The sequence below is a fragment of the Streptomyces sp. NPDC012888 genome (assembly GCF_042900645.1).
Taxonomy (GTDB): Bacteria; Actinomycetota; Actinomycetes; order Streptomycetales; family Streptomycetaceae; genus Streptomyces.
In genome coordinates this window covers 256,003-279,426 of sequence record NZ_JBIBBM010000010.1, presented here as the reverse complement: position 1 = coordinate 279,426, position 23,424 = coordinate 256,003, and the positions used below count along the sequence as shown (strand labels likewise).

Annotated in this window: 28 protein-coding genes and 1 pseudogene; 19 read left to right on the top strand and 10 right to left on the bottom strand. The window is 71.9% G+C overall.

The window, feature by feature from the left end; translation table 11 throughout:
- A pseudogene (locus ACFY61_RS19955) lies at window positions 1–81 on the top strand (lytic transglycosylase domain-containing protein); the annotation flags it as partial.
- A gap of 130 nt (window positions 82–211) precedes the next feature.
- Here ACFY61_RS19955 and ACFY61_RS19950 read toward each other — a convergent pair.
- The 4 genes from ACFY61_RS19950 to ACFY61_RS19935 form a co-directional block, all read right to left on the bottom strand.
- The gene (locus ACFY61_RS19950) at window positions 212–895 is read right to left on the bottom strand and encodes a DUF5825 family protein (protein ID WP_389473650.1); all 684 of its coding nucleotides are present in this window, start codon (window positions 893–895) and stop codon (window positions 212–214) included.
- A gap of 24 nt (window positions 896–919) precedes the next feature.
- A complete protein-coding gene (locus ACFY61_RS19945; protein ID WP_389473648.1) occupies window positions 920–2,821 on the bottom strand; it encodes a RiPP maturation radical SAM C-methyltransferase in 1,902 nt (633 codons plus the stop codon).
- 210 nt (window positions 2,822–3,031) lie between these two features.
- The gene (locus tag ACFY61_RS19940) at window positions 3,032–5,023 is read right to left on the bottom strand and encodes an alpha/beta fold hydrolase (RefSeq protein ID WP_389473646.1); all 1,992 of its coding nucleotides are present in this window, start codon (window positions 5,021–5,023) and stop codon (window positions 3,032–3,034) included.
- Window positions 5,023–6,279: an MFS transporter gene (locus ACFY61_RS19935; RefSeq protein WP_389473663.1), complete on the bottom strand. Its 1,257-nt coding sequence runs from the start codon at window positions 6,277–6,279 to the stop codon at window positions 5,023–5,025. Before ACFY61_RS19935 ends, ACFY61_RS19940 begins: the two co-directional genes overlap by 1 nt.
- A gap of 297 nt (window positions 6,280–6,576) precedes the next feature.
- Here ACFY61_RS19935 and ACFY61_RS19930 point away from each other — a divergent pair, with 297 nt between their 5' ends.
- Window positions 6,577–6,978, top strand: coding sequence for a 5-carboxymethyl-2-hydroxymuconate Delta-isomerase (locus ACFY61_RS19930; protein WP_389473644.1), 402 nt, complete (start codon window positions 6,577–6,579; stop codon window positions 6,976–6,978).
- Between the two features lie 102 nt (window positions 6,979–7,080).
- Here the strand turns inward: ACFY61_RS19930 and ACFY61_RS19925 are convergent, their stop codons facing one another.
- From ACFY61_RS19925 to ACFY61_RS19915, 3 genes are all read right to left on the bottom strand, one after another.
- Window positions 7,081–7,323, bottom strand: a complete 243-nt coding sequence (locus ACFY61_RS19925; RefSeq protein WP_389473642.1) for a hypothetical protein — start codon at window positions 7,321–7,323, stop codon at window positions 7,081–7,083.
- A 25-nt stretch (window positions 7,324–7,348) separates the two neighbouring features.
- Window positions 7,349–8,284, bottom strand: a complete 936-nt coding sequence (hemC, locus tag ACFY61_RS19920; RefSeq protein WP_389473640.1) for a hydroxymethylbilane synthase — start codon at window positions 8,282–8,284, stop codon at window positions 7,349–7,351.
- A 456-nt stretch (window positions 8,285–8,740) separates the two neighbouring features.
- Window positions 8,741–9,448 carry a BTAD domain-containing putative transcriptional regulator gene (locus ACFY61_RS19915; protein ID WP_389473638.1) on the bottom strand — a complete coding sequence of 236 codons (708 nt, stop codon included), beginning with the start codon at window positions 9,446–9,448 and terminating at the stop codon, window positions 8,741–8,743.
- A 364-nt stretch (window positions 9,449–9,812) separates the two neighbouring features.
- On the opposite strand from ACFY61_RS19915, the gene ACFY61_RS19910 reads away from it, so the two are divergent.
- From ACFY61_RS19910 to ACFY61_RS19870, 9 genes are all read left to right on the top strand, one after another.
- Entirely contained in the window at window positions 9,813–12,398 is a 2,586-nt protein-coding gene (locus ACFY61_RS19910) for a S8 family serine peptidase (RefSeq protein WP_389473636.1), read from the top strand.
- A gap of 26 nt (window positions 12,399–12,424) precedes the next feature.
- Window positions 12,425–12,613, top strand: a complete 189-nt coding sequence (locus ACFY61_RS19905) for a hypothetical protein (RefSeq protein WP_389473634.1) — start codon at window positions 12,425–12,427, stop codon at window positions 12,611–12,613.
- A gap of 84 nt (window positions 12,614–12,697) precedes the next feature.
- Window positions 12,698–12,886, top strand: a complete 189-nt coding sequence (locus ACFY61_RS19900; protein ID WP_389473632.1) for a hypothetical protein — start codon at window positions 12,698–12,700, stop codon at window positions 12,884–12,886.
- 82 nt (window positions 12,887–12,968) lie between these two features.
- Window positions 12,969–13,172: a hypothetical protein gene (locus ACFY61_RS19895; RefSeq protein ID WP_389473631.1), complete on the top strand. Its 204-nt coding sequence runs from the start codon at window positions 12,969–12,971 to the stop codon at window positions 13,170–13,172.
- A gap of 31 nt (window positions 13,173–13,203) precedes the next feature.
- Window positions 13,204–13,407, top strand: a complete 204-nt coding sequence (locus tag ACFY61_RS19890; RefSeq protein ID WP_389473630.1) for a hypothetical protein — start codon at window positions 13,204–13,206, stop codon at window positions 13,405–13,407.
- Between the two features lie 24 nt (window positions 13,408–13,431).
- Window positions 13,432–13,629 (top strand): hypothetical protein, encoded by a 198-nt coding sequence (locus ACFY61_RS19885; protein WP_389473629.1) that lies wholly within the window; start codon window positions 13,432–13,434, stop codon window positions 13,627–13,629.
- Window positions 13,630–13,690: 61 nt separating this feature from the next.
- A complete protein-coding gene (locus tag ACFY61_RS19880; RefSeq protein ID WP_389473627.1) occupies window positions 13,691–13,978 on the top strand; it encodes a hypothetical protein in 288 nt (95 codons plus the stop codon).
- Between the two features lie 314 nt (window positions 13,979–14,292).
- Window positions 14,293–14,781, top strand: coding sequence for a lamin tail domain-containing protein (locus ACFY61_RS19875; RefSeq protein WP_389473626.1), 489 nt, complete (start codon window positions 14,293–14,295; stop codon window positions 14,779–14,781).
- Between the two features lie 177 nt (window positions 14,782–14,958).
- Entirely contained in the window at window positions 14,959–15,102 is a 144-nt protein-coding gene (locus tag ACFY61_RS19870) for a hypothetical protein (RefSeq protein WP_389473625.1), read from the top strand.
- On the opposite strand, the gene ACFY61_RS19865 is transcribed toward ACFY61_RS19870, so the two are convergent.
- A complete protein-coding gene (locus tag ACFY61_RS19865) occupies window positions 15,099–15,707 on the bottom strand; it encodes a TetR/AcrR family transcriptional regulator (protein WP_389473623.1) in 609 nt (202 codons plus the stop codon). The genes ACFY61_RS19870 and ACFY61_RS19865 overlap by 4 nt on opposite strands.
- Window positions 15,708–15,833: 126 nt before the next feature.
- Between ACFY61_RS19865 and ACFY61_RS19860 the strand changes: the two genes are divergently transcribed.
- Together ACFY61_RS19860 and ACFY61_RS19855 are read left to right on the top strand one after the other, a co-directional pair.
- Window positions 15,834–16,889 (top strand): hypothetical protein, encoded by a 1,056-nt coding sequence (locus ACFY61_RS19860; RefSeq protein WP_389473621.1) that lies wholly within the window; start codon window positions 15,834–15,836, stop codon window positions 16,887–16,889.
- Window positions 16,890–17,040: 151 nt separating this feature from the next.
- Window positions 17,041–17,430: a hypothetical protein gene (locus ACFY61_RS19855; protein ID WP_389473620.1), complete on the top strand. Its 390-nt coding sequence runs from the start codon at window positions 17,041–17,043 to the stop codon at window positions 17,428–17,430.
- A 10-nt stretch (window positions 17,431–17,440) separates the two neighbouring features.
- Here the strand turns inward: ACFY61_RS19855 and ACFY61_RS19850 are convergent, their stop codons facing one another.
- Window positions 17,441–17,968 carry a hypothetical protein gene (locus ACFY61_RS19850; RefSeq protein ID WP_389473619.1) on the bottom strand — a complete coding sequence of 176 codons (528 nt, stop codon included), beginning with the start codon at window positions 17,966–17,968 and terminating at the stop codon, window positions 17,441–17,443.
- A gap of 682 nt (window positions 17,969–18,650) precedes the next feature.
- Between ACFY61_RS19850 and ACFY61_RS19845 the strand changes: the two genes are divergently transcribed.
- Genes ACFY61_RS19845 through ACFY61_RS19835 form a run of 3 tightly spaced genes read left to right on the top strand, consistent with a single transcriptional unit; the run spans window position 18,651 to window position 21,045 of the window.
- Window positions 18,651–19,454, top strand: a complete 804-nt coding sequence (locus ACFY61_RS19845; RefSeq protein ID WP_389473617.1) for an alpha/beta fold hydrolase — start codon at window positions 18,651–18,653, stop codon at window positions 19,452–19,454.
- On the top strand, window positions 19,454–20,734 hold the full coding sequence (locus tag ACFY61_RS19840; protein ID WP_389473616.1) for a PP2C family protein-serine/threonine phosphatase: 1,281 nt from the start codon (window positions 19,454–19,456) through the stop codon (window positions 20,732–20,734). Before ACFY61_RS19845 ends, ACFY61_RS19840 begins: the two co-directional genes overlap by 1 nt.
- Window positions 20,731–21,045 carry an STAS domain-containing protein gene (locus ACFY61_RS19835; protein ID WP_389473614.1) on the top strand — a complete coding sequence of 105 codons (315 nt, stop codon included), beginning with the start codon at window positions 20,731–20,733 and terminating at the stop codon, window positions 21,043–21,045. The genes ACFY61_RS19840 and ACFY61_RS19835 overlap by 4 nt, the downstream gene beginning before the upstream one ends.
- Before the next feature lie 31 nt (window positions 21,046–21,076).
- Here ACFY61_RS19835 and ACFY61_RS19830 read toward each other — a convergent pair whose 3' ends face one another.
- Window positions 21,077–21,865, bottom strand: a complete 789-nt coding sequence (locus tag ACFY61_RS19830; protein WP_389473612.1) for a restriction endonuclease — start codon at window positions 21,863–21,865, stop codon at window positions 21,077–21,079.
- A gap of 171 nt (window positions 21,866–22,036) precedes the next feature.
- Here ACFY61_RS19830 and ACFY61_RS19825 point away from each other — a divergent pair, with 171 nt between their 5' ends.
- From ACFY61_RS19825 to ACFY61_RS19815, 3 genes are read left to right on the top strand one after another with little or no spacing between them, the layout of a single operon-like run.
- The gene (locus ACFY61_RS19825) at window positions 22,037–22,453 is read left to right on the top strand and encodes a phage holin family protein (protein WP_389473610.1); all 417 of its coding nucleotides are present in this window, start codon (window positions 22,037–22,039) and stop codon (window positions 22,451–22,453) included.
- On the top strand, window positions 22,450–23,013 hold the full coding sequence (locus tag ACFY61_RS19820) for a DUF3618 domain-containing protein (RefSeq protein WP_389473608.1): 564 nt from the start codon (window positions 22,450–22,452) through the stop codon (window positions 23,011–23,013). Before ACFY61_RS19825 ends, ACFY61_RS19820 begins: the two co-directional genes overlap by 4 nt.
- Window positions 23,010–23,276, top strand: coding sequence for a DUF4235 domain-containing protein (locus ACFY61_RS19815; protein WP_389473606.1), 267 nt, complete (start codon window positions 23,010–23,012; stop codon window positions 23,274–23,276). The genes ACFY61_RS19820 and ACFY61_RS19815 overlap by 4 nt, the downstream gene beginning before the upstream one ends.
- Window positions 23,277–23,424: the final 148 nt, after the last annotated feature.

The following is a 23,424-nucleotide window of genomic DNA, read 5'->3' as shown; positions in this document are numbered from 1 at the left end:
TGGGGCCTGAACTACATGAACGAGCGCTACGGCTCCCCGGTCGAGGCCTGGAACTTCTGGCAGGCCAACCACTGGTACTAAACCAGCGGACCCAGTGCAGCACGCGCACGCGGACAGCACCCACGCGCACGCGCACGCGGACACACGAAGGCCCCGGTGGCCGGCCTCCGAGGCCGGCCACCGGGGCCTTCGAGCCGTACCGGCCCGGGAGTCAGATCACCATCGGCGCTTCCGACCAGCGGCGGACCCGGTACGGCGCCCACCACAGGTGGTCACCGACGGGCAGGACGAGGGTCTCGTCCAGGAAGTCCTGCAGGACCGCCCTCGGGATCGCGTCGGCACGGGCACCGTCGGCGAGGGCCTCGATGGCCTGGTGGTACTCCGGTTCGTCGATGGTGAAGCGGCGCAGCTCGCCGTAGCGCCGGTCGCGCACCTGGACGAACCCGGGCCCGTACCGGTAGACGCACTTGCAGATGTAGTAGGCGGCGCGCCAGGCGAGGGCCGTCGCGGCCGGGTCGGCGGTGCCGAGGACGGCGGTCGGCGGGTGGAGGTGGCCGTAGTGCCGCCAGGCGTCCGGGTCGGGGCCGGTGCGGAGCTGCCAGTCGACCGAGATGGCCAGGCTGGACAGGTCGCCCACGAAGCTGAGCGCCCGGACCGCCCACGCCGCGTCGGCGGCGTCCGTCACGTCGACCGGGCGGGGCAGCGTGACGTGCCGGGCACCGGCGGCGAAGAGGCGCCGGGCGGCCTCGGCGCCGCTGACGTCGATCTCGTAGCGGCCCAGGGACATGCTGGGCAGCGCGCCCACCTCGGGGTCGTAGTCCCGCGTGGCCGTCACGGTGAACGGCGCGGGCGCGGGGGCGTGCGCGGACGTGGTGCCGGTGAGTACTGGATTCATCGTCGTCCCTCTGTCGGGCAGCCGTCAGGCGGTGGTCGCGGCGAGTTCGGAGTCGCGGGCCGAGGTGTGCCGCATGAAGTCGATCCGCAGGAACTCCTCGTTCAGCGCCGGCGGCGCGATCTGCACGAACTGCCCGCTGTCCTCGAAGACCACCCCGAGCCCCCGCCACCGCGCGAGGACCTCCCGCACGGCGTCCTCGCCGGCCCGGTGCCCATCGCGCAGCTTGCGCGCGGCCGCCTTCACCGTGTGCGGCTGGTCGAGCAGCCGGAACAGGGCCAGCTCGAACGGGTCGGTCAGCTCCAGGTACGTCCAGTCGAACGCCCGCCGCCTGCTGACCAGGACGATCCGGTCCTCCAGGTCGCAGTGGGTGAGGCGGCTGCCGGCGTAGTTCCGCTTCCAGTGCGAGATGCCCTCGTCGAGGCGGTGGACGACGTCCTCGCCGATCCCGCGCGGCGGCACGTCGAAGACGTACGCCAGGTCGAACATCTCCGCGTCGGGGAGGTCGTACGTGAGGTAGTAGGGTTCGGCGGCGCGGAGTTCGGAGAAGCCGAGGCCGGGGTCGTTGAAGTAGGGGCTGAACCGTTCGATCGCGATCCGGGAGGACGGGCCCACGGGCGGGTTGAGGTGCTCCAGCGCCGCCAGCTGGGCCACGACGTCGTCGTAGTCCTCGGCGTCCTCGCCGGGGAAGCCGTGCAGGTAGTTCCAGGCCACGGAGAGGCCGACGGTGGCCGCGTCGCGGAGCATCCGGACGTTCTGGGCGCCGGTCACGCCCTTGTCCATCAGCGACAGGACGCGGCTGTTGAGGCTCTCGATGCCCGGCTGCACGAAGATCAGGCCCGCGTCGGCGAGGGTCCGGAGCTGGCCCTGCCGCATGTTGGCCTTGATCTCGATGTGCATGCGCAGGTCGAAGCCGCTGTCGATGATGCGCGGCAGCACCGTGTTCACGTACCCCATGTCCAGGATGTTGTCGACGACGTACATGTCCAGGACCCGGTGCTTGCGGGCCAGTTCGATGATCTCGTCGTAGAAGACGTCCGGGCTCTTGCTGCGGAACTGCATGAACGAGCCGTTCAGCCCGCAGAACGTGCAGTGGTGCTTCTCGCCCCACCAGCAGCCGCGGGCGCCCTCCACCACCAGCTTCGGTTCGACCCAGTGCCGGGCGTGGGAGGAGGCGAGCCGCTCGAAGTACCCGGAGTAGTCCGGCGCCAGGATCGATGCGGGCGGCAGGGGTCTGGCGCTCATGGCGTTGACCACGGAGCTGCCGTCCGCGTCGCGCCAGCACAGCCCGGGTACCTCCGACAGCGGCTCCCCGGCGTCGAGTGCCCGGAGCAGTGCGGGGAACGACACCTCGCCCTCGCCGCGCACGACGTGGTCGACGAAGGGGAAGTTGCGGTGGACGGCCTCGCCCTGCTTGCCGTCGCAGTTGGCGCCGCCCATGGCCGTCACGATGTGCGGGGCGAGCCGCTTGACGTACTTGGCGGCTGCCAGGGCGGCGGTGTTCTGCTGGAACGTCGAGGTGAATCCGACGACGTCCGGGGCGAGTCCGACGATGCGCTCGGCGATGTGCCGGACGAAGTCGGGGGCGGTCCCGTGCAGGGCCTTCGCCATCTCCATCCGCGGCCCGCGCAACCGGCTTCCCATCGCCTCGGTGAACTCGGGAACGCGCCATTGGGGGTCGTCGTAAAGGGCGGACGAGAACACCCAGTCGCCGCATCCCAGGAAATAGGAGCCGAGCGAGTAGTAGGAGTAGTCCTCCAGCGTGAATTCGGTGTTCTTGGTAACCCAGTCCACGTATTCGATATTCGCGTGCAGGACGTCCGCGGTTCCGTTCGGGACGCGCTCGTCGACACTGCGCTTGAGAATTCCGAGAGCCAGCGACGGGAGATCGATCGGGGCCCAGGGCATGTTCACCAGGAGTACGCGCACGGCTGGCCTCATCTCGTGTGGTCAACGCCTGTCGGTCCGGTCGGGGCCGGCCCCGCGCACGGGGTGCGGGGCCGGCCCCTCGGGGCTACTTGTCCTCGTCCTCCATCTCCTCCGCGGAGCGGAGGTAGACGACGACGCCCACGCCCGGCTTGCGGCTTTCCTCGTCGCCTTCGAGCGGGTCGCCGTGGATGACGTCCTTCTGCATGATGTTCACCTCCTCTCCGGGTGCGGGGACGGCTCGGCCGCAGCGGGCGCCGGAGGCAGCCCGCGGCCGAGAAACCTGAGGGACCGCCGGATCACGGCCAGGTGGTCGGCGCCGTCGTAGCCGTCGTGGCCCGAGTCCAGCCACATCACCTCGTGGGCCACGCCGCCCGCCCGCAGCACGGCCAGGTACGACTCGACCTGCTCCGGCGGGCACTTGGCGTCCCGCCGGGCGGCGACGACCAGCAGCGGGGCGCGGACGGCGGCCGCGTACGAGGACGGCGAGGCGTGTGCGTAGGCTTCGGGCACCTCGTCGGGGGTGCCGCCGAACAGCGCGGTGTCGAGCGCCCGTAGGGCGGGCGTGGAGTGCCGGAACGCCGTGGCGCAGTCGGCGAGCGGCTTGACGGCCACCCCGGCGTTCCACAGTTCGGGTCGCGTCCCCATGGCCAGCAGCGTCAGGTAGCCGCCCCACGAGGTGCCGCACAGGCCGACCGCGCCCTGGCGGCCGATGCCCCGCTCCAGCAGCTCGGCCCGGACCCGGACGAGGTCGGCGACCTGGGTGTGGCCGACGCCCTCGGAGTAGGCGGATCGCCAGCGGGGTCCGTAGCCGGTCGAGCCCCGGTAGTTGACGCGGGCCACGGCGTGACCCGAGCCGACGAGGGCCTGCACCATGGGGTCGTAGGCGTCGCGGTCGTGGTCGGCCGGTCCGCCGTGCACGAGGAAGACCAGCGGGTGCGGCGCGGGCCGGTCGGCGGGTGTGGTGACGAAGGTGTGCACCGGTCCGTCGGGCCCGGGCGTCCACAGGTCCTGCCGGCGGCCGAACCGGGGGAGGCGCCACTGGCTCTGCCCGGGCAGCGGCGCACCCGAGAGGGACAGCGCGCGGGGTACGTTGACGGCGTCGGTCCAGATGAAGTGCACGTCGCCGTCGGCGGCCGGCGCAGCGTCCAGGACGCTGCCCTCCGGGGTGGGCACCGGGACCAGCTCGCGGCGGTCCAGGTCGGCGGTGAACAGCCGGCTGCGGCCGTGCCGGTCCTGCCGGACCAGGACCCGCCGGCCTCCCGGGCCGGGGTACCAGCGGGCGGTCGTCTCGGTGTCGAAGGAACACCAGGGCAGCAGTTCCAGGCCCCGGCCGGGCGCCCAGGTGCCGAGGTGGTAGCGGCCGGCCCGCTCGCGCATGACCAGCAGCAGGGGGCCGCCGGGCGCCGGCCCGGATCCGGGGGAGGACGGCACGGGCCCGGGTGACGGCACCGGCCCGGGTGACGGCGCCGGCCCGGGTGACGGCGCCGGCCCGGGTAACGGCGCGGAGCCGGGTAATGACGCGGGCCCGGATAACGGCGCGGGCCCGGGTAACGGCATAGGCCCGGTTAACGGCGTGGGGCCGGACGGCGACCCGGCCGCGGGCGCGAATCCCAGCGCCCAGGTGCGTTCCCCGGCGCCGGAGAGCACCGCGACGGTGCTGCCGTCCGGGGTCAGCAGGGTCACCGCCCGGGCGGAGTGCGCGGGTCCGGACACCGCCAGCAGCCCGCCGTCCGGGGCCAGGTCGCACAGGGTGCCGGGCTCCGCCGTGTGCAGGACGGGCGTCGTGGGGCCGCCGCGCCGCCCCAGATGGACGTCGAGCCCCTCGGGGGTCCTGATGCCGACGGCCACCGCACCCCCGGCGGCGAACGCCAGTCCGGCGGGCCGGCCGTACGGCACCCCGGCCAGGGCCGGCCGGTCCGGGCCGCCGTCGAAGTCCTGGACGCGCCAGCCGCCGCTGCCGCCGAGGTCCTCGTCGAACCACCAGACGACCTCGTCGTCGTCGACGGCGCACAGCAGCGTGCCGTGCGGACGGTCCGTCAACTGCCTGGTGGTGCCGGTGGAACGGTCCCAGGTGAAGATCTCGCACCTGCCGTCCGCGTCACCCGTGTACACCATCCGGTCCGGATCGCGGGGGCTGGTCACCGGCAGCACCGGCCGGTACACGCCGTAGGTGCGCGGGGCCGTCCTCGGCGGGGCCGGCATCACGGCGCCTCCCGGTTCACCAGTCCGGACCTGGCGGTCGCGTACAGCGCCAGCCCGGCGAACGCGCCCGCGCAGCCCAGCGCCACCGCACGGCCCCCGTACGCCGCGACCAGCACCCCCGCCGCCACCGGCGCGAGCACGGCGACGCCCTGGCCGGCCGTGCCCAGCACCGTCCCCATCCGGGCCAGCAGCCGGTCGGGGGTGACGAGCACCGCCCGCGTCTGCAGCACGACCACCACCGACGGCACGATCAGCGACACCCCGCTCAGCAGCAGCCCGTACGCCCACGTCCCGGACACCAGCGCGAGCCCGGCGGCGGTCGGCACCATGGCCCATGACGCGCCCGCCACGATCCGCGGGGCCGGAACGCGCCGCACCAGCCAGGGGGCGGCGAGAGCGCCGAGCAGCCCTCCGACGCCCGCCAGGGTCAGGATGAGGCCGATCGACGAGGGGCTGGCGCCCCGGGCGTGGGAGTCGAACACGGCGTGGAAGTACAGCGCGCCGAGCAGCGCGTTGATCCCGGCGGTCCACAGCACGACGAACCGGAGGAAGGGCTCGGCCCACACGAAGCGCAGTCCCTCGGCGAGGTCACGGGTGAACGAGCCGGCAGCAGGCTCCCGTCCGGGCGCGAGGTCCGCGCGGATCGCCCTGCTCAACACCGCCACCAGCAGGAACGACACCGCGTCCGCGAGCAGCGGCACCCACCGGGCCAGCTGGTAGAGGACGCCGCCCAGCGTCGGACCGACGATCTGCACCGCCTGGTCGCGCGCCTGGAGGTGACCGATCGCCCGGGCGTACCCCTCGGGCGGCACCAGCCGCCGGATGGCGCCGGAGGCCGCCGCACCGTAGGTGGCGCTGGCCGCCTGCTCGACCACGGCGGCGACGAGCACGTGGACGAGGACGACCCGGCCGAGGGCCACGGCCACGAACACCGACCCCATGGCGCCGGCCGCGACCAGGGCCGCCGCGTACATCATCGGTTTGCGCGGCCACCGGTCGGCGTACACGCCCGCGACCGGTGAGACCACGAGTCCGCTGACCAGTGCCACCGAGGCGACGAGTCCGGCGAGTCCGGCGGGATGGCCGGCGTCCAGCAGGATCAGCGGGAGGAAGAGCGCGGACGCGCAGGTGCCGAGGCCGTCGATCGCGCCGGCCGCCCAGAAGAGCGTGAAATCCCGTCCGCGGAACGGTGACGGGGAACGCTGTTCGGGTAATTCGGCGCCGGAAGGTTTTGACTTCTCCTCGGCCTTTTTCATCAAGCAGCTCGCCCGAAGGGTATTGCCGACGCCAACGCACCCACAATGCCCCCTGCTATAAGCGGACTTACGGCCGTTGAGGGGGCGATCGTATCGAACGGGAGGACCCGTCACAACACCGCGTTCGAATTGAATTGTGGATCAAGGGTCGAGGGTTTTCCGGCCCCTCCGCGTACCGGTCGAGGCGGGGAAGCCGGCCGGCTCCCCGCCCGGGGCGCACCCGGCCGCGCCGCCGAGGCCGTCACCGGCTTCCCGGACCGGCCCGCGGAACCATCCGGATGATCGGGGAGAATCCGTATGCACGCCACCGACCGGGTCATGACAGAACGGGACCACCTGATGCCGCAGATCACCGTCGACTACTCGGCGAACCTCTCCGAGGTCTTCGCGCGCCGCGCCTTCGCCCTCGCCCTGCACTCCCTGACCGCCGAAGTGGCCGGAGGAGCCGTCGCCGACTGCAAGACCCGCTTCAGGTGCCTGGAAGAGGTCCACGTGGCCGACGGCGCCCCGGAGAACGCCGTCGTCCACGTGGAGCTGGGCCTGCTCGCCGGCCGCACCGAGGCGGTCAAGGCCGAGCTGAGCGCGGCCGTGCTCGACCTGCTGCGCACGCACCTGCCGTCCGGCGACGGCAGGGTGGTGCACGCCTCGGTGGACGTGGTGGAACTGGGCCCGGCCTACCGCAAGTACGTGGCCGCCTGACCGCGACAACCGATCGGCGAACGGCCGCGGCCGGCGGTGATCCACCCCGTGCGACTCTCGGCTGACGTCTGGTCAGCCACGTGGGCGATCAGGCGGCATCGATCAGTTGTCCAGCGCGACCGGCACCATCCAAAGCCTGCAGATGTCCCAGGCGGCTGCCAGGACCTCATCGGGGTTCCTCGGAGCAGGCGCGGACCGGCCTGCGGACGGTCCCGCGTTGCCGGTATTGACGCCGGTCAGCACCATCGCTCCCCGGGCCATGGGGGCAACCAGGTCGCCAGACCAGTCGGCAGTCTCGACGGGGACGTCACCAGCATCGAAGATGCCGAAGGTTCCCTCGTTCACGTAGACGCGGGCGAAGGTAGCCTCCTCAGTGCGGGATGCTGTCGATGAGTTCGCGTGCTCCCTGCCGCAGGAGGGCAACGGCCACCGAGGTGCCGAGGGTCGCGGGGTCCAGCGGGCCGGCCCACTCGTGAGCCCGCAGGATGCGTTTGCCGTCGGGCGTGAACACCTGCGCGTACATGGCGAGCTCGCCGTCCCGCTCTGTGGTGGCGTAACCGGCGATCGGGCTGTTGCAGTGGCCCTGGAGGACGTGCAGGAACATGCGTTCGGCGGTGGCTTCCCGATGGGTGGCCGGATCGCCGAGCGCGCTCACCGCCTCGATCAGCTCCGTGTCGCCTTCGCGGCACTGGAGGGCGAGGATGCCCGCGCCGATGGGAGGACACATCGTCCGGACGGGCAGGACCTCGCTGATCACGTCGGTACGACCGATCCGCTCCAGGCCGGAAACGGCGAGCAGCAGCGCGTCGGCCTCGCCGGCGCCAAGCTTCTCCAGCCGCCGGTTCGCGTTGCCCCGGATAGGGACGCACTGGAGGTGCGGGTGGGAGGCTGCGAGCTGGGCGACGCGTCGTACCGAGGAGGTGCCGATACGGGTGCCGGGGGGTAGGCCGTCCAAGGTGAGCCCGCCGGGGTGCACCAGGGCGTCGCGGATGTCGTCGCGCTTGAGGAAGGCGGCGAAGGCGGTGCCGGCCGGCAGCGGCCGGTCGGCGGGAACGTCCTTCACGCAGTGCACGGCCAGGTCGGCGGTGCCGTCCAGCAGGGCCGCGTCCACTTCCTTGGTGAACGCCCCCTTTCCCTCGACGGCGGCGAGGTCGCCCATCCAGCGGTCCCCGGTGGTCTTCACCGGGACGACCGCGGTGGTCGTGGACGGGAAGAGGGCGGCCAGTTCGGTGCGGACGCGCTCCACCTGGGCAAGGGCCATGGGCGAGTCGCGGGAAACGATGCGGATGTGGTCAGGGGCGGACATGCCGCCCACCATAAACCCCTGGGCCTTCACTCCGGCGACGAGTCCAGATGGCCATCTCATGGGGCGGAAGGCCGAGTTGGCGGTATCGGGCAGGCTTTCGAGAAGCCTGTCCACGCGGCGTGTAGGCGCCGCCGCCCGGTGCGAGCAGGGCCTGCAGGCCGCCGAGGGCCATAGGGGGAGATCGGCGCGCAGCAGCCATCGTCCTGTTCCCTGTGGACGGTCGCGATGGGCGCCCGGCAAGCCGAAGCGTTGAGAGAGGCCGCCGCCGGTCTGTAGCCCCGCGCCGTCGGAGCCGCGACCTGCCTCGAATCAGCACGGAGGGCACGGCTCACGCAGGAACGGGCCGGGTGGCTGGGTGGCCTGGTGGACGTCTGCCGGCGATGCCGCCCGGCAGAGTTGGATCGGAGCAGCGCATGCGCCCCGCCGGTCGGTCGGCGGCCCGCCGCGTCCGATCGCCTACGCTCGCGTCAGGTCGCGGACCAGGTTGGTGAGCTGAGGAGACGGGGCCACCTTCAACTCCGATTGCAGCAACCGCCGGTACTCCTGGTACCGCTTGAGCGCGCAGGCCACGTTGCCCTCGGCCAGGTGGACCTCGACGGCGATCCGGTGGGCGGTCTCGCGGAACGGGTCGATGGCGACGGCGGCGAGCGCCGCCTGCAAAGCCGAAAGATGACGGCCCTCGGCCTGGTAGCGCTGGGCCAGCGCCTCCAGGGCGTACAGCCTGAGCTGATCCCAGCGTTCGCGGGGGAGGAGCAGCCATTCGTCGTCCCAGCCGGGGAGCAGGTCCTGGCTCAGGTCTGTCACCAGTTGCTGCCCGTCGGGGAGCTCGCCGTCGCCGGACACAAGGCGGTGGGCGGAGTCCCACGCCTCGTGGAAGTCGACCGAGAAGGAGGGTGCGAGCGCGAGGCTGTGATCGGCGCAGTCGATGGCGGCGACCGAACCGAGCCTCCTGCCCTGGCAGAGCGCCGATCGCAGATTGGCGGCGGCGCGGCTGGACGTGCAATCAGGCCACAACTGTTCGGCGACCGAACGTCGATGCGTACCCTCGCGGTGCAAGGCCAGGAAGGCCAGCAGGCGCTGCGCCGCGTTGGAGACGGCGACGCGCCGCCCTCCGCAGGTGACTTGGAAGGGCCGCAGGATTTCGAGGTGGGCTCCATGCGACACGTCTCTCACTCTGCGCGACGGCATATACGGCTGCAACCGGGCGGGCGCGTACCGGCCGGTCAGTTGGTCGTGCCGGGGCGGCGCTGTTCCGACGCCCCGCAGACGTCGGCGAACACGATGCAGGAACGTTTCTGCGACGGGTGGTGAGACGTCTCCGCGACGACCTCCGAACGCGCTCCGCCGGATGGGCGAACGCCTCCGGAACGCGCCCGTGAGACATGTTTCCCATGGCCCGGCGCGACCTGCGTGAGGCCCGGAACGCTTCGAACCATTTCGGACCGTTTCGAACTGTTTCGGAACGTTTCGGAACGTTGCAGACCGAACCAGTGCACGGTCGAGAGACTCCGGTAGGCGGAGGTTCAGCATGGACATCCGGTCGGTGGTGCGGGAAGTAACCGGCGAGCAGGAGCTCCTCGGCAGCCCAGAGGTGCGCGTGGCGGTCCTCGACGGGCCGGTGGACCTGACACATCCCTGTTTCGCGGGATCGAACCTGACCCGGTTGCCCACTCTCGTGTCGAGCCCGGCGGGTCCGGGGCCGATGTCCCTGCACGGCACCCACGTCGCGAGCCTGCTGTTCGGGCAGCCCGATTCGCCGGTGCCCGGTCTGGTACCTCGCTGCACCGGGCTGCTGCTGCCGGTGTTCCGGGAGTCCCCCGACGGCCGGGTGACGCGCGTACCGCAGCTGGACCTGGCGCGCGCCGTGGAACGGGCCGTGGAGGCTGGTGCGCACGTCCTCAACATCAGCGGGGGCGAGCGGACTCCCGGGGGTGCGCCGGACAGCATGCTGGAGCGGGCACTCCGGCTGTGCGAGGAGAACGGCGTGCTGGTGGTCGCGGCCGTCGGGAACGACGGCTGCGACTGCCTCCAGGCTCCCGCCGCCACACCGTCCGTACTCGCAGTGGGCGCGGCAGACGCCGCCGGAGCGCCGCTCGACATCAACAACTGGGGCGCCGCGTACCGGCTGAACGGAGTCCTGGCCCCCGGACAGGACATCCACGGCGCCGCGCCCGGCGGCTCGGTCGCCTCGCTGACCGGCAGCAGCTTCGCCGCCCCGGCGGTGACCGGGGTCGTCGCACTGCTGGTGGCACAGCAGCTGGCCGAGGGGCGCAAGGCCGACCCGCTGGCCGCGGGGCGCGCGGTACGGGAGTCCGCGATCCGTCCGCCCTGTGGCCCGGACGACTCACCCGAGTGCCGCAGGCTGCTCGGCGGCCGGCTCAACGCCGCCGGAGCATTCGCCCTGGTCCGGGGGGAGGGAAGGCCGGTATCCGGCGCTCCCGGCTCGACGCACACCCACGAGAAAGAGAGAGCCATCGTCATGGACACGCACGCCGTACACGCGCAGGCCGGGGAAGCGCCCCAGGCCGTGCCCGCAGCCATGCCCCAGGCACCCGCCGGCGCCGGAACTCCGTTGCCCGCTGCGCAGGCCGCGCCCTCCCAGGTCGAGCCGGCGCAGGCACCGGTCCCGAGTGAGGCGCCGGCTCCGGTGCCCCCGCCCCCGGGCTCGTGGCCCGCGCCGCCTCCCTGGCCGCCCGCACCTCAGGCGATGCAACCGGCGGAGCAGGCCGGCGTCCAGCCCGCCGCAGCCACCACGTACGCGGCCCCCACCGCACCCCCCGCCTATGCCGCGCCCGCCGCACCCCCCGCACCGGCCGCTTACGCCCCGCCGGCCGGCTACGCGGCACCCGCCGCACCCGTCGCCTATACGGGGCCCGTGGCCTACACGGCACCTGTCGCCCACCCGGGGCACACGGGCGTCTGCCCGTCGTGCGCCGGATGCGGCGGTACCTGCGGCGGCGCGGGCGGACACCCCAGCGAGAGCGGCGCCACCACGTCCGCCCCGGCCCCACCCGCCGGGAAGCAGCTCATCTACGCGATCGGCACCATCGGATTCGACTTCCAGACCGAGGCGCGGCGTGACAGCTTCCGTCAGCAGATGCCGCACATCGTCATTCCGGCGACGAAGGGGGAGCCCGAGAAGGAAGAACAGCCGAACATCTACGATCCCAAGCAACTCCACGCCTACCTGAGCAAGAACCCGTGGGATTCGGACAAGCTGACCTGGACGCTCAACGCGGACGCGACCCCGCTCTACGCCCTCGAGGCGGAGATGCCGGTGGGCATGGACTGGACCCGACCGATCATCAAAAACCGCAAGGACTCCCCGGAGAAGGTGCACGATTCCGCGGCCGGCGCCGCAGGCGATACCACGCAGCTCACCGAACTCCTGGAGACCCTCTCCTACCCGCCGGTCTCCTTCGTCTACCGGACCTTCCGGGACGCCCTCCTCGGCCAGGCCAAGAACAAGGACGACGTCGACTTCGTCTCACGCGTCTCGATTCCCGGAGTCCTCACGGACCGGACCGTCCGGCTGTTCTCCGGCCAGATCGTCCCGGTGGTCGAGGTCAAGAGCCGAGGCCTGTTCACCTGGAACGAGACCTTGCTGGTCAACGCCGTCTTCGAGGCAGTGCTCGCGATCAGGATCCGGGAGGCGCGCAAGGAGGCTGGTCCCAACCAGGCGGCACAGGATGCTGCCGAGGCGAAGGTCCGCCAGGAGTTCGCCGGCCAAACCGGGAAGTTCCTGAAGAAGACCATACGCGCCCTGCTGGACAAGATCTACTGGAAGTTCCGCAACCTCGGCCAGAGCCCTGGTGACCGGGCTTTGAACGCGGCGGGTACCAACGCCTTCCTGGTCGGCGCGGAGATCCAGCACGGGATCCTCTCCGCGGAGCAGGTCCCCGGCAGTAACAACAACTTCTACTCGCTGGACAGCGTGACCGTCACCAAGAGCCCCTTCTGCCGTCCCAACTCGGACTGCCACGACGTCACCCTGACCTTCTTCGACCCGGAGAACGACCAGCGGGCGCCGGTGTCGTACCTGTTCACCTTCGACGTGAGCGACGACCTGCCCGTCAGCCTCGCTCCGGTCCACACGTTCATCGGCAGCGTCTGACTGCCGGCCCGAACCGAGGAGCCACTATGGACACGACCAGAACCCCAGTACCGCCCTCCCTCCCGCTCCAGGCACCGCCGGTCTTCCGGCAGCAGTCGCAAGAACCGCAGGAGCGGAACGACAGCTACGGCGTGGAGGCCGCCCGCTCGGGCTGCGCCGAGCTCTGGGGACCCGCGCGGCAGATGTGTTACGCGCAGCGGGCCCAAGCGGTCTGAGCGCACCGCACAGAGACGGGACGACGACACGAGCCTCCGGCGGGAACCGCCCGCCGACCGATCACCAGGTGAAAGGTGAGAAAGATGAACGAGCCGTTTGCGCGGCGTGAGGAGAGGCCGGCGCCGGCCGGCACTCCGCGGACGCCGTTCCAGACCCCGGCCATCGACCGCGACCCGGTCGGGCCCAGGGGCTCCGGTGAAGGTGTCGAGGGCGTCGAGGCCAACTTCAACTTCGGCAAGCTCCTGGGCATCGCGAAGGACATCCTCTTCTAGAGACCTTCTTGCAGCATCCGCCGCAGTGGTGGCGGGCGCCTGGAGCTCCCGCCACCGCTGCACCGTCCTGAGAGGACCCGGGATGAACAGCGAGATCCCGCACAGGGCGACGCAGTCCGCCACTCCGCGGACGCCGTTCCAGGCGCCGGCGGTCGACCGGAGCCCCGCCGCTCCTGCGCGCGCCGCCGACGCGGCGGGCGCGGAAGCCAACTGGTCAGTTCCCTGGACGCTCATCGGCCACGGAGCCAAGGGAATGCTGGACGCCTGGCTTTCCCGCCGCCCCTAGCGACCAGGCGCCGTAGGGAAAGGACATAGCCATGAACGATGAACGCTCACCCCGGGCCGGCCCGTCGGCCGTGCTGCGGACGCCGTTCCAGGCGCCCGGGGTCGACCGGAGCCTCGCCGCTCCGGCGCGCGCCGACACCGACGCGGCCGGCGCCGAGGCGAACCTGGCGATCCCCTGGCATCTGCTCGGCCCCCAGTCCAAGGGCGGCACGGCCCACATCACCGGCTGGGTCTAGCCCCTGGGCACCTAAGGAAAGGACATGGAGATGGACATGAACAAGGACTTCACACCCCGGGCAGCCCCGTCGGCCGTCCTGCGGACGCCCTTCCAGGCGCCCGCGGTCGACCGCACCCCGGCGGCTCCGAGGGCCGCGTCCACCGACAGCGGTGGTGTCGAGGCGGACTGGGCGTGGCTGGTGCCTCTGGCCGCCAAGGCGATCGGCGGCCTTCTCAAGTGAGGGCCACGTGCCGGCGACGGGTCCTCCGCCGCTGCGGGCGGGGCCTTGAAAGGAGGCCGGCATGCACGACAAGTCCGAAGCGGGCGCCGCGGACCGCGGAGCCCGGCTCAACCTCCCCGTGCTGGGGAGTATTGAGCGCCGATGGGACACGTACCAGCCTTACCTGAAGGTGGTGGGTGTCTACCACCCTGTGGAGGATCCCAACAAGGTGGGCTACCTAGTGGAGGAACCCCTGCCCAAATCCACCTACGGCTCCGCCGTCGCGGACCCGTCCGCCCTGGACGGTCTGGACGACCGGGGCTGGAGCTGCCCTCCGGGTGAAGCCTGTACATGGTTCGGCCCGGTCTGAGGGGCGCACCTCCCCGGCCGCCGCCCGCACGGCAGCGGCCGGGGAGTCCGATGTCCCCGCCCGGACCCGTGTGCTGAGGTGAGCGGGGCCTCGGGGCCGACCTGGCCCGGACGGGGGATTCGCGTCGGCTTCGACCGATGCGCTTTTCCATCAGAGGGTCACGGATATGTCCGTATTCAGCAACACGCGTCCGGGTTGTGGCGTTTGAGGTTGGATGCGCGCCAGAGTGGGGCTCCTCGGCAGGACGCCGGGAATGTACGAAGCCCGGCCGGCTGGTACCCGGCCGGCCGGGCTGCCTTTCGAAGGAGTCATCCATGTCTGCTTCTCCCGCCACCCGTCGTCTCCTCGCGGCGGTCCTCGCGGCCGGCGCCCTGGTCGGCGCGGCCGCCCTGCCGGCCGCCGCGCACGACGACGACCGGCGTGACCACCGCCGGCACTCCTCGATCGTCATCGGTGACGTCCAGCACGAGAGCCGCGGTCGCGGCGACCGCGCCCTGAACCGCGAGTGGATCGAGGTGGAGAACACCGGCCGGCGCGCGGTCAACCTGCGCGGCTACACCCTCACCGACAGCGACGGCAACCGCTACCGCTTCAAGCACCTCCGCCTCGAGGGCCACTCCAGCGTCAGGGTCCACACCGGCCACGGCCGCGACACCGACCGTGACGTCTACCAGGACCGCCGCCACCAGATCTGGGACGAGCGCGACACCGCCACCCTGCGCGACGACCGCGGACACGTCGTCGACAGGGACTCCTGGGGCCACCGCGGGCACGACCACGACCGCCCCAACCGCCACCACTGATTCCGACGCACCTCACGGGCAGCCCTCTCCACGGGCTGCCCGCCCCTCGAACGGCGTGCCCCGGCGAACTCCGCCGCGGCACGCCGCGACTGTGTGTGGCCGCGGAGGCGCCACGGAGTAAGGACCGCCTCCCAGGGGAGTAGGCAACGACACCACGGTGGGCCGACCTTGCTCGAGGTGAGGCGGCAGCATCGGCAGCTCGGGTTCTTCGGCATCGGCGTCTTCGATGCTTTGCGCAAGACGGCCGCGCAGCGCGAGGCCGGCACGCCGCCGACCGGGAAGACGGCTCGGCAGGAGCCCGGCTACCGGGCCCGTCGCTAGGGGTTCTGCGGCTTCGCCTCAAGGAAGCGGGCCAGGATGAGGCGGAGGGTGGGAAGCTGGTCGGGCGGATCGAAGCCTGGGTTGGTGGCCGCACTGGTGTAGACCGAGGCGATCAGGGCCGTGATCCACACCGCAGTGCTGTCCGGGTCCAGCCCGGGGTCGATCCGGCCGCTGGCGGCGGCTCGTGTCAGCAGCGCGGCGATCACCGCGTGCTCGTCGGCGTTGCCGCGGCTCAGCAGCGCTTCGAGCTCGGGGTCGCGGTAGGCCTGGACCATCGCCTCCATCACCAGTGCAGGCACCACCGGTTCGACCGCAGGGGCGGCGAGATGGTCCACGAGATCCATCAGAGCCTGCAATGGATCGTCGGCGTGCCGGGCCTGAGCCAGCCGTTCGGCCCTGTCGAGGTCCTCGTCTTCGAACACCGCGAGGAAGATCGCTCGCTTGTTGGGGAAGTAATGGAACAGGTTGCCCGCGCTGATCCCGGCGGCCTTGCAGATCTCGGCGGTGGTGGTGCGCTCGTAGCCCTTGGCCGCGAACAGGCTGGTCGCGGCGTTCAGGATGTGCCGCCGCCGTGCCTGGTGCTTGGCCGGGTCGACCGTTCTCATTGCGCCCTTCCTGACTGAGTGTTCGGGGGAGGTTTCACCTTAGCGGCCCCGTAGCCCAATAATAGACCGAGTACTCGGTCTATTATTGGGGCCAACCACCGCTGCCCCCACGACGAAGGAATGCCCATGGACTCAGCGAGCACCAGCCGCACCCCGCTGCCTTCACTGGGGCGCAGACTCGGGCCGATCGCCGGGCTGTTACTGCTCTCCCCGATCTGCGCCGAGTACCTCATCGGCTACCTGGAGGTCATGGGCCGGCCGGTGGACCTGCTCGTTGGACTGGTGATTCTGGCGCCGCTCTACGGCACGGCTGCCGTGATGATCCGTGAGGTGACACGCCGGACCAGGCGCGGATGGCCGTCGATCCTGTTGCTGAGCGCCGCGTTCGGCGTGATCCAGGCGGGGCTGGTCGACCAGAGCCTGTTCAACCCCCACTTCGTCGACGAACCGTCCTGGGATCTGGAGCGGCTGCCCACTGTGATCCCCGTTCTGGGAATCAGCGTCAACCACGTCCTGGATTTCGTCGTGGGTCACGTGATCTGGAGCTTCGCCGCGCCGATCGCGGTGATCGAGTCCTGCGCACCACGGGTGGCCGATCGGCCGTGGCTGGGCAGGGCCGGCATGGGAGTGATGGTTGCGCTCTACGGGCTGGCGGTGCTGGTGATCTTCCACGAGCACACCAGGGACTTCATGGCCTCGCCCGTACAACTCGGCGCCGCTGCGGCAACGGCTGTCGCCCTGGGGATGGCGGCGTTCATGGTGCCGCGTCGCCGCGCCCTGCGGCGTTCCGGGTGGGTGCCGGCGCCGTGGCTGGCCGGAAGCATCGCGGTCATGCTGATGATGGTGCATCACTTGCTGCCCGCGAGCCGGCCGGGGACTGTTCTGGATCTGCTAGCACTGGTTCTGCTCGGTGGGCTGGTGGTGCGGTGGTCCGGGCGGGCGCGGTGGGGGCGCGGGCACGCACTGGCGGTCGGGGGCGCCGCACTTGTGGCCAACGCGGGGCTGTCCTTCATGGTTGAGCCGCTCGGGGAAGTCTCTTACACCGCCAAATACGCAGCCAACGGGGTTCTTGTGCTGGGTGTGCTGGCGCTGCTGCTCTGGGCCCGGCGGCGACTGCTCGAGGCCGTTCCCGTGCAGAGCGGCCCCAGGCGTCGGGCGGCACCGAGGTGCGAGGACGCGTGAGTCAGCGGGTGGCCGACTGAACCGCCTTCTTCGGCCCGGGGGCGGTAACCGGCCTCGGGACTGGTAGGCCCGCATGTCAGGAGTCGCGCACTCGCCGTCGCCGCCGGCCGATCGTGACCCTGTGTCAGTGCGCTGCGGCATGATGACCGCCATGGACACTGAGGCACTTGTAGACGCCTGGCAGCGGCTTCTCGCTGACCCTCGCAAGTCGTGGGTGCTGTTCGAGCATGGCACTTGTGTCGTGCTGACCGCTCCGGAAGGGGAGCTCGCTGAACAGGCCACCGAGATCCTGAAGAAGTCCGGCCCTGCGCATGCCGGATCTCCGGCAGGAGACTTTGGGGTGATCGACCCCAAGGACGTCGACGGATGGGTCGTCACCGGGCATCACAACGACGTTCTTACCTACGTCGGCCCCGATGAGCCTCAGGATCAATCGCAGATCAGTGTCGGCCTGTTCGGACGTTCCAAGCGTCACCGGGACGGCACCGAGCTCCACGTCGTCCACGTTGAGGACAATCGAGGTTCAGAGGACCCAGCCTGAGTACCGCGCTTCATCGCTGGTGGTCACCGGGGGCGTATCGACTCCATGTTCGTCCGGCTTCGGTGACCAGACGGGTGGCGGTCTTGTCGTGGTAGCCGAGCGCCTTCGCGATGACGGGAGCCAGGGCCTGGAGGACGAGCTGCCCTGCCTCTCGGCGATCGTGAGTGTCAGGACGACGAGTTGTGGTGCTGCGGTGTCCCCGGTCGCGGACCATGTCGCCGAGCATCGCGGACAGCGCGGCCGAGACCTTCCGCCCGTGTTCCTTGAGCTTGTCGCGGTCGGCGGCGTACGCGCCGAGCCGGCCGGCCGCGTCGGAGTGGTCGACCACCGCCTTCATCAGCGCCGCGGCTTTGCTGTGCACGGCGTTGAGCGCCTCGACACGAGGGCGGCCCACCTGCGCGTGGACGACGTCTGCGAGCGGCGGAAGCAGATCGAGGGCCTTTGTGACGACCTCGTCGTCGTCCTCCGTGTGCTCGTCCGACACGCCGATGCCCCACAGAACGAAAAGGGCCCCGAAACCGATGAGCGTGACCTTCATGGCTGACGAGAACGATCGCTGGGCCCCCGCTTCCATGACTGGCTGGGGATGGGCCTGCGCTATGCGGCGGGTCACCCCAAGGCAAGCTCACGTACGCCTGGCAGCGTAGGGGGACAAGGAGCACGGCCCTGCGCCGAGGGCCCAATGCCCCGACGGTGCGGTCGGGGCCTTCGGCCGTGACCGCGGTCTCACGCGCCAGGGCTGGACGGCGCGCCGATCCCCAACGGGAGTACGGCGCGGGGGCTCCGCTTGGTGAGTCGGCATTACGTCGATTGCCTCACCCCGTACGTACGAGTTCGGCCGCGGGGATGATCCCGCCCACGAGGGCGTCGGATCGCACTGGAAGGGCGGCCCGGTCCGGCCGTCCGCAACACTGTGCGCCACCGCATGGGCCGCCTCGGCGGGGCAGCGGACCCGTACAGGTGACGTTTGGCCAGACAGACCCGGTTCCGGCCGGTGGGGCGGAATTACCCCGCGTGCCGGGACGCTTCCCTGCGCGGGTTGTGCAGCACCACGGCGGCCCAGGCCCGTCGCGCCGGGTACCGCGCCGGCACCGCCCGCCGGCGCAGGCCCGCACAGAAGCATGCGCAGGTCGGGAAGGCCCGCACCCGGCGCCGGCCGGAGGCGGGGGCCGAGTGCCATGGTGGGCGGGGCCGGCGTGTGAGCTGACAGACTGGGGCGCATGGACATCGAGCGCAGGAACAACGTCACCGTCACCGGCAACCCGCACGGGCGGACGGTGGTGCTGGCCCACGGGTTCGGCTGCGACCAGAACATGTGGCGGCTGACCGTGCCTGCCCTCGCGGAGGACTACCGTGTGGTGCTGTTCGACTACGTGGGCGCGGGCCGCTCGGACCTCTCCGCGTTCTCGGCGGACCGTTACGCCACCCTCGGCGGCTACGCCCAGGACGTCGTCGACGTCTGCGAGGCGCTCGACCTCCGCGACGCGGTCTTCGTCGGCCACTCGGTCAGCGCCATGACCGGCGTGCTGGCCGCCCACGCCGCCCCCGAGCGGATCGGCGCCCTCGTCATGATCACCCCTTCTCCCTGCTACATCGACGACGACGGGTACCGGGGCGGGTTCAGCGCCCAGGACATCGACGAGCTCCTAACCTCCCTGGAGGCCAACTACCTGGGATGGTCGGCGGCGATGGCGCCGGTGATCATGGGGAACGAGGACCGGCCCGAACTCGGCGAGGAACTCAGGAACAGCTTCTGCGCGACCGACCCCGAGGCGGCGCGCGTCTTCGCCCGCACCACGTTCCTGACGGACTCCAGGCAGGACCTGAAGTCCGTGCGCGTGCCCACGCTGGTGCTGGAGTGCACCCAGGACGCCATCGCGCCGCGCGAGGTCGGAGCCTTCGTCCACGCCGCCATCCCCGGCTCCACCCTGGTCACCCTCGACGCCACCGGGCACTGCCCGCACCTCTCCGCCCCCGGGGCGACCAACGCCGCGATCACCGGCTTCCTGGCCGGCCTGCGGTGATGTGCCGCACCGGACAGCTGCCCGAGCCCCAGGACGCCGACGACGACGCGGCATCGAACGCCGCGTTCGCCGCGCTCCTGGAGGACAGCGCCGAGGAACTCTACGAAAGGGCCCCCTGCGGATACCTGTCCACGCTGATGGACGGCACCATCGCCAAGATCAACGCGACGCTGCTGGACTGGCTCGGCCTGGAGCGGGAGGCGGTGGTGGGCCGCAAGCGGTTCACCGACCTGCTGACCGCCGGCGGCAAGCTGTACCACGAGACCCACTTCGCGCCCCTGCTGCGGATGCAGGGGGAGATCGGCGGCATCGCCCTCGACGTCGTCAGGGCCGACGGCACCCGGCTGCCGGTACTGGTCTCCTCCGTACTCAAACTCGGCGACTCCGGCGAACCCCTGCTGATCCGCACCACCGTCTTCGACGCCCGGGACCGTCGCGCCTACGAGGAGGAGCTGCTGCGCGCCCGGAAGGCCGCCGAGGAAGCACACCGGCGGGCGGAAGCCGACCGCGCCCGCCTCCAGGACGCCCTCGCCGTGCTCCAGGCGTCACTGCTCCCGGCCACCCTGCCGCGGATCCCGGGCGTGGAGACGGCCGCCCACTACCGCACCGCCTCCCCCGACCGGCTCGGCGGTGACTTCTACGACGTCTTCCCCGTCGACGGCGCACGCTGCGCGTTCTTCCTCGGCGACGTGTGCGGCAAGGGTCCCCAGGCCGCCGCGGTGACCTCGCTCACCCGCTACACCCTGCGCGCCGCCGCCCTGCACGAACCCGACCCCGACTCCGCGCTGACCACCCTCAACCGGGTCCTGCACGAGCGCTACACCGGGGGCGACCCTCGCTACTGCACCGCGGTCTTCGGCACCGTCGAACCCGACCCCGCCACCGGACACGCCGCCGTACGCCTCGCGGCGGGTGGCCACCCGCCGGCCCTCGTCCTGCGGGCTGACGGCACCGCCGAGTTCCTCCCCACCCCCGGCGGCCTCCTCGTCGGCATCCTGCCCACCGCGCGGTTCGTCACCGCCACGACCACCCTCGCCCCCGGAGACACCCTCCTGCTCTACACCGACGGCATCACGGAAGCCCGCACCGGCCCGGACCGTACGAGCCTGTACGGCGACGAGGCCCTGCGCGCCTTCGTGACCGGCCACGCCGGCAAGGGCCCGGAAGCCGTCGTCCAGGCCCTGTCCGGACTGCTGGACGGCTTCGGCGACGGCCTCGACGACGACGTCGCCCTCCTCGCCCTCGGCGTCCCCGCCCCTACGACCGTGGAACCGAGATGAACCCGTTCCAGATCATCGTGCGCGACGCCCCGACCGGTCCCGTCCTGACGGTCGTCGGCGAACTCGACTACGCCACCGCGCACGAACTGCGCGCGGTCGTCCCCACCGTCGGCCTCCGGCCCGGCCAGTGCCTCACCGTCGACCTCGCCCGGCTGGAGTTCTGCGACTCCAGCGGCATCACCGCGCTGCTCGCCGCCCGCCACCACGCCCGCGCCGCGCAGGCCGACATCGCCCTGACCGCCGTCCCCTCCAACACGCTGCGCATCCTGCGCATGACCGGCCTCGACCAGGTCTTCACCCTCCAGCCCTGAACTGCCGCCGTGAGCTCCACCGCGTGACCGCTCAGGGCCGGCCCTCCCAGGGCGGGGCCGCCTCGCGGGCGGTCCACGCGGCCAGGGCCTCCGCGTCGACGCAGAGGATGCCGGCCCGGGCCGCGTAGTCGGCGGCCGGCTCGGTGAAGCCGCTGGTGGTGACCAGTACCGCCACCGAGGCGTCGTGGACGGTGAAGCAGGTGCCGCCGAACCGCTGGAGGTCCTCGGAACCGACCTTGCGGTCCGGGTGGTAGCGCTTGCACTGGAGGACGACCCGCCGCCCGTCCGGTGCCGTGGCGACGACGTCCGCCCCCAGGTCACCGGCCCCGCCGCACACCTCCACGGAGGTGCAGCCGTCCCGGACGCAGAGCGCGGCGACGGCGTGCTCGAACCCCTCCGGCTCCAGCTCCCTGTACGACACCGTCACCCCCGCGGGATCCGCGGCCGGCGCGGGGGAGGGGCAGGGGCAGGGGTCCTCCGCCCCGGCCGAAGGTGCCGCCGCCGGTACCGCCGCCGGTTCCGCTGCCGGTACGGTCCAGGGCTCCGGACCGGTCGGCGCGTCCGGCGTGGCCCCGCCGGGCCGGCCGCGTCCGGCCGCCACCAGGCCCAGCACCACCAGCCCCAGGGCCAGCAGCGGCCAGGCCGCGGAAGCCGCCCCCTCCCAGGTCAGCGTGCGCAGCACCAGTACCACCCCGCCGAGCAGGACGGACGGCAGCCCGACCGCCAGAACGAGGTCCCGCACGCGGATCCGCGCCGCCGGCCCGGCGACCCGCACCCGTACGCCCGCGCCCACCCGGCGCCGTTCCGGAGGTGTGACCACGGCTCCCGCCCCCCTTCGACGAACCACAAGATCATCCCGTCCGCCGCGTCTGCCCCGCCCGCCCCCGTGCATGCCGTCGCGGCAGTCGTCCGCGGAGGTGGGTGGCCGGCGGGTTGTGGGGTATGCGCGCCTGAGGACAGCACCCGGCAGGCCGAGGAAGGTGAGGAAGGCATGACCACCGTTGGAAGCCGCCCGGGCCACGGCAGGGACGAGTCGGTGGGCGAACTCGTCACGCGGGCGTCGCAGCAGCTCTCGGACCTGGTCCGTGAGGAGATGCGGTTGGCCCGGGCGGAGATGACCGAGAAGGGCAGACGCTACGGCGTGGGCGGCGGCCTGTTCGGCGGCGCCGGCCTCGTCGGCGTGCTGGCCGCGCAGGCCCTGGTCGCCGCCGGCATCGCGGCGCTCGCCCTGATCCTGCCGGTCTGGGCGGCCGCCCTGATCGCCGCGGCCGTGCTCGCGGTGGTGGCCGCGCTGCTGGCCTCCGCGGGCAGGAAGCAGGTCGCCGCGGCAGGCAGCCCCGCACCGGAGCGGACCATAGACAGCGTGAAGGCCGACGTGGCCGAGATCAAGGAGAAGGCACACCGATGAGCCACCAGCCCCAGGACGACGAAGCCACACCCACTTCCGATCAGCTCCGCGAGCAGGTCGAGCACACGCGGGAGGAGCTCGGCCGGACCGTGGAAGCGCTGGCCGCCAAGGCCGACGTCAAGGAGCAGGCCAAGGACAAGGCCGCCGAGTTGAAGGAACAGGCCGCCGAGAAAGCCGCCGACCTGAAGGAACAGGCCGCCGAGAAGGCCGCCGACCTGAAGGAACAGGCCGCCGAGAAGGCCGCCGAGCTCAAGGAACAGGCCGCCGGGAAGGCGGCGGTGGTGACCGGGCAGCTCCGGGAACGGGCCGCCCATGCGGCCGAACTGGTCAAGGACAAGACCCCCGACCCGGTCCTCGACAAGGCCGCCCACGCGGCTGTCCAGGTACGCGAGGGAGCGGCCCGCGCCGGGCACCTCGCGGCCGCGCAGGCCCCGGACCAGGTCCGGGAGAAGGCCGGGACGGCCATGACCATGGCGCGCGCCAACCGCGCCCCGCTGATCGCGGGCGCCGCGGCGCTCGTGATCCTCCTGCTCCTGCGCCGCAACCGGAGGCACCGGTGAAGCCGTCCGCGATCGCCTACAAGCCCGTCGGGCTGGCGCTCGGTGCCGCGAGCGGCCTGGTCGCCGGCGCGGCCTTCAAGCAGGCGTGGAAGGTGTTCGGCCACGACGACGACGCCCCCGACGCCACCGACGAGAACCGGACGTGGCAGGAGGTGCTGGTCGCGGCCGCCCTGCAAGGCGCCGTCTTCGCCGTCGTCAAGGCCGCCGTGGACCGGGCGGGAGCCGCCGCCACCCGTCGCCTGACCGGCACCTGGCCCGGCTGACGCCGGGCCGGCCGCCGCCGCGCCGTCGGGCCCGTGGGCGCGGGCGGCGGCACTCCGGACGCCCGATTCGATGCGCCATCGATGCGGATTGCGACCGGCATCGTTTCGGAGGGACGGTCGTGCCCCACCCGTCCCCCCGATCCGGGAG

What these genes read in the sequence shown, in the direction of transcription:
- ACFY61_RS19895 (WP_389473631.1), top strand. Translation starts at nt 12,969, where the DNA reads ATGAACAGCGAGATCCCGCACAGGGCGACGCAGTCCGCCACTCCGCGG.
- ACFY61_RS19840 (WP_389473616.1), top strand. Translation starts at nt 19,454, where the DNA reads ATGTGCCGCACCGGACAGCTGCCCGAGCCCCAGGACGCCGACGACGAC.
- ACFY61_RS19940 (WP_389473646.1), bottom strand. Translation starts at nt 5,023, where the DNA reads ATGCCGGCCCCGCCGAGGACGGCCCCGCGCACCTACGGCGTGTACCGG.
- ACFY61_RS19825 (WP_389473610.1), top strand. Translation starts at nt 22,037, where the DNA reads ATGACCACCGTTGGAAGCCGCCCGGGCCACGGCAGGGACGAGTCGGTG.
- ACFY61_RS19910 (WP_389473636.1), top strand. Translation starts at nt 9,813, where the DNA reads ATGGACATCCGGTCGGTGGTGCGGGAAGTAACCGGCGAGCAGGAGCTC.
- ACFY61_RS19890 (WP_389473630.1), top strand. Translation starts at nt 13,204, where the DNA reads ATGAACGATGAACGCTCACCCCGGGCCGGCCCGTCGGCCGTGCTGCGG.
- ACFY61_RS19845 (WP_389473617.1), top strand. Translation starts at nt 18,651, where the DNA reads ATGGACATCGAGCGCAGGAACAACGTCACCGTCACCGGCAACCCGCAC.
- ACFY61_RS19855 (WP_389473620.1), top strand. Translation starts at nt 17,041, where the DNA reads ATGGACACTGAGGCACTTGTAGACGCCTGGCAGCGGCTTCTCGCTGAC.
- ACFY61_RS19950 (WP_389473650.1), bottom strand. Translation starts at nt 895, where the DNA reads ATGAATCCAGTACTCACCGGCACCACGTCCGCGCACGCCCCCGCGCCC.
- ACFY61_RS19930 (WP_389473644.1), top strand. Translation starts at nt 6,577, where the DNA reads ATGCACGCCACCGACCGGGTCATGACAGAACGGGACCACCTGATGCCG.
- hemC (WP_389473640.1), bottom strand. Translation starts at nt 8,284, where the DNA reads ATGTCCGCCCCTGACCACATCCGCATCGTTTCCCGCGACTCGCCCATG.
- ACFY61_RS19850 (WP_389473619.1), bottom strand. Translation starts at nt 17,968, where the DNA reads ATGAAGGTCACGCTCATCGGTTTCGGGGCCCTTTTCGTTCTGTGGGGC.
- ACFY61_RS19835 (WP_389473614.1), top strand. Translation starts at nt 20,731, where the DNA reads ATGAACCCGTTCCAGATCATCGTGCGCGACGCCCCGACCGGTCCCGTC.
- ACFY61_RS19880 (WP_389473627.1), top strand. Translation starts at nt 13,691, where the DNA reads ATGCACGACAAGTCCGAAGCGGGCGCCGCGGACCGCGGAGCCCGGCTC.
- ACFY61_RS19935 (WP_389473663.1), bottom strand. Translation starts at nt 6,279, where the DNA reads ATGAAAAAGGCCGAGGAGAAGTCAAAACCTTCCGGCGCCGAATTACCC.
- ACFY61_RS19885 (WP_389473629.1), top strand. Translation starts at nt 13,432, where the DNA reads ATGGAGATGGACATGAACAAGGACTTCACACCCCGGGCAGCCCCGTCG.
- ACFY61_RS19820 (WP_389473608.1), top strand. Translation starts at nt 22,450, where the DNA reads ATGAGCCACCAGCCCCAGGACGACGAAGCCACACCCACTTCCGATCAG.
- ACFY61_RS19860 (WP_389473621.1), top strand. Translation starts at nt 15,834, where the DNA reads ATGGACTCAGCGAGCACCAGCCGCACCCCGCTGCCTTCACTGGGGCGC.
- ACFY61_RS19905 (WP_389473634.1), top strand. Translation starts at nt 12,425, where the DNA reads ATGGACACGACCAGAACCCCAGTACCGCCCTCCCTCCCGCTCCAGGCA.
- ACFY61_RS19900 (WP_389473632.1), top strand. Translation starts at nt 12,698, where the DNA reads ATGAACGAGCCGTTTGCGCGGCGTGAGGAGAGGCCGGCGCCGGCCGGC.
- ACFY61_RS19865 (WP_389473623.1), bottom strand. Translation starts at nt 15,707, where the DNA reads ATGAGAACGGTCGACCCGGCCAAGCACCAGGCACGGCGGCGGCACATC.
- ACFY61_RS19875 (WP_389473626.1), top strand. Translation starts at nt 14,293, where the DNA reads ATGTCTGCTTCTCCCGCCACCCGTCGTCTCCTCGCGGCGGTCCTCGCG.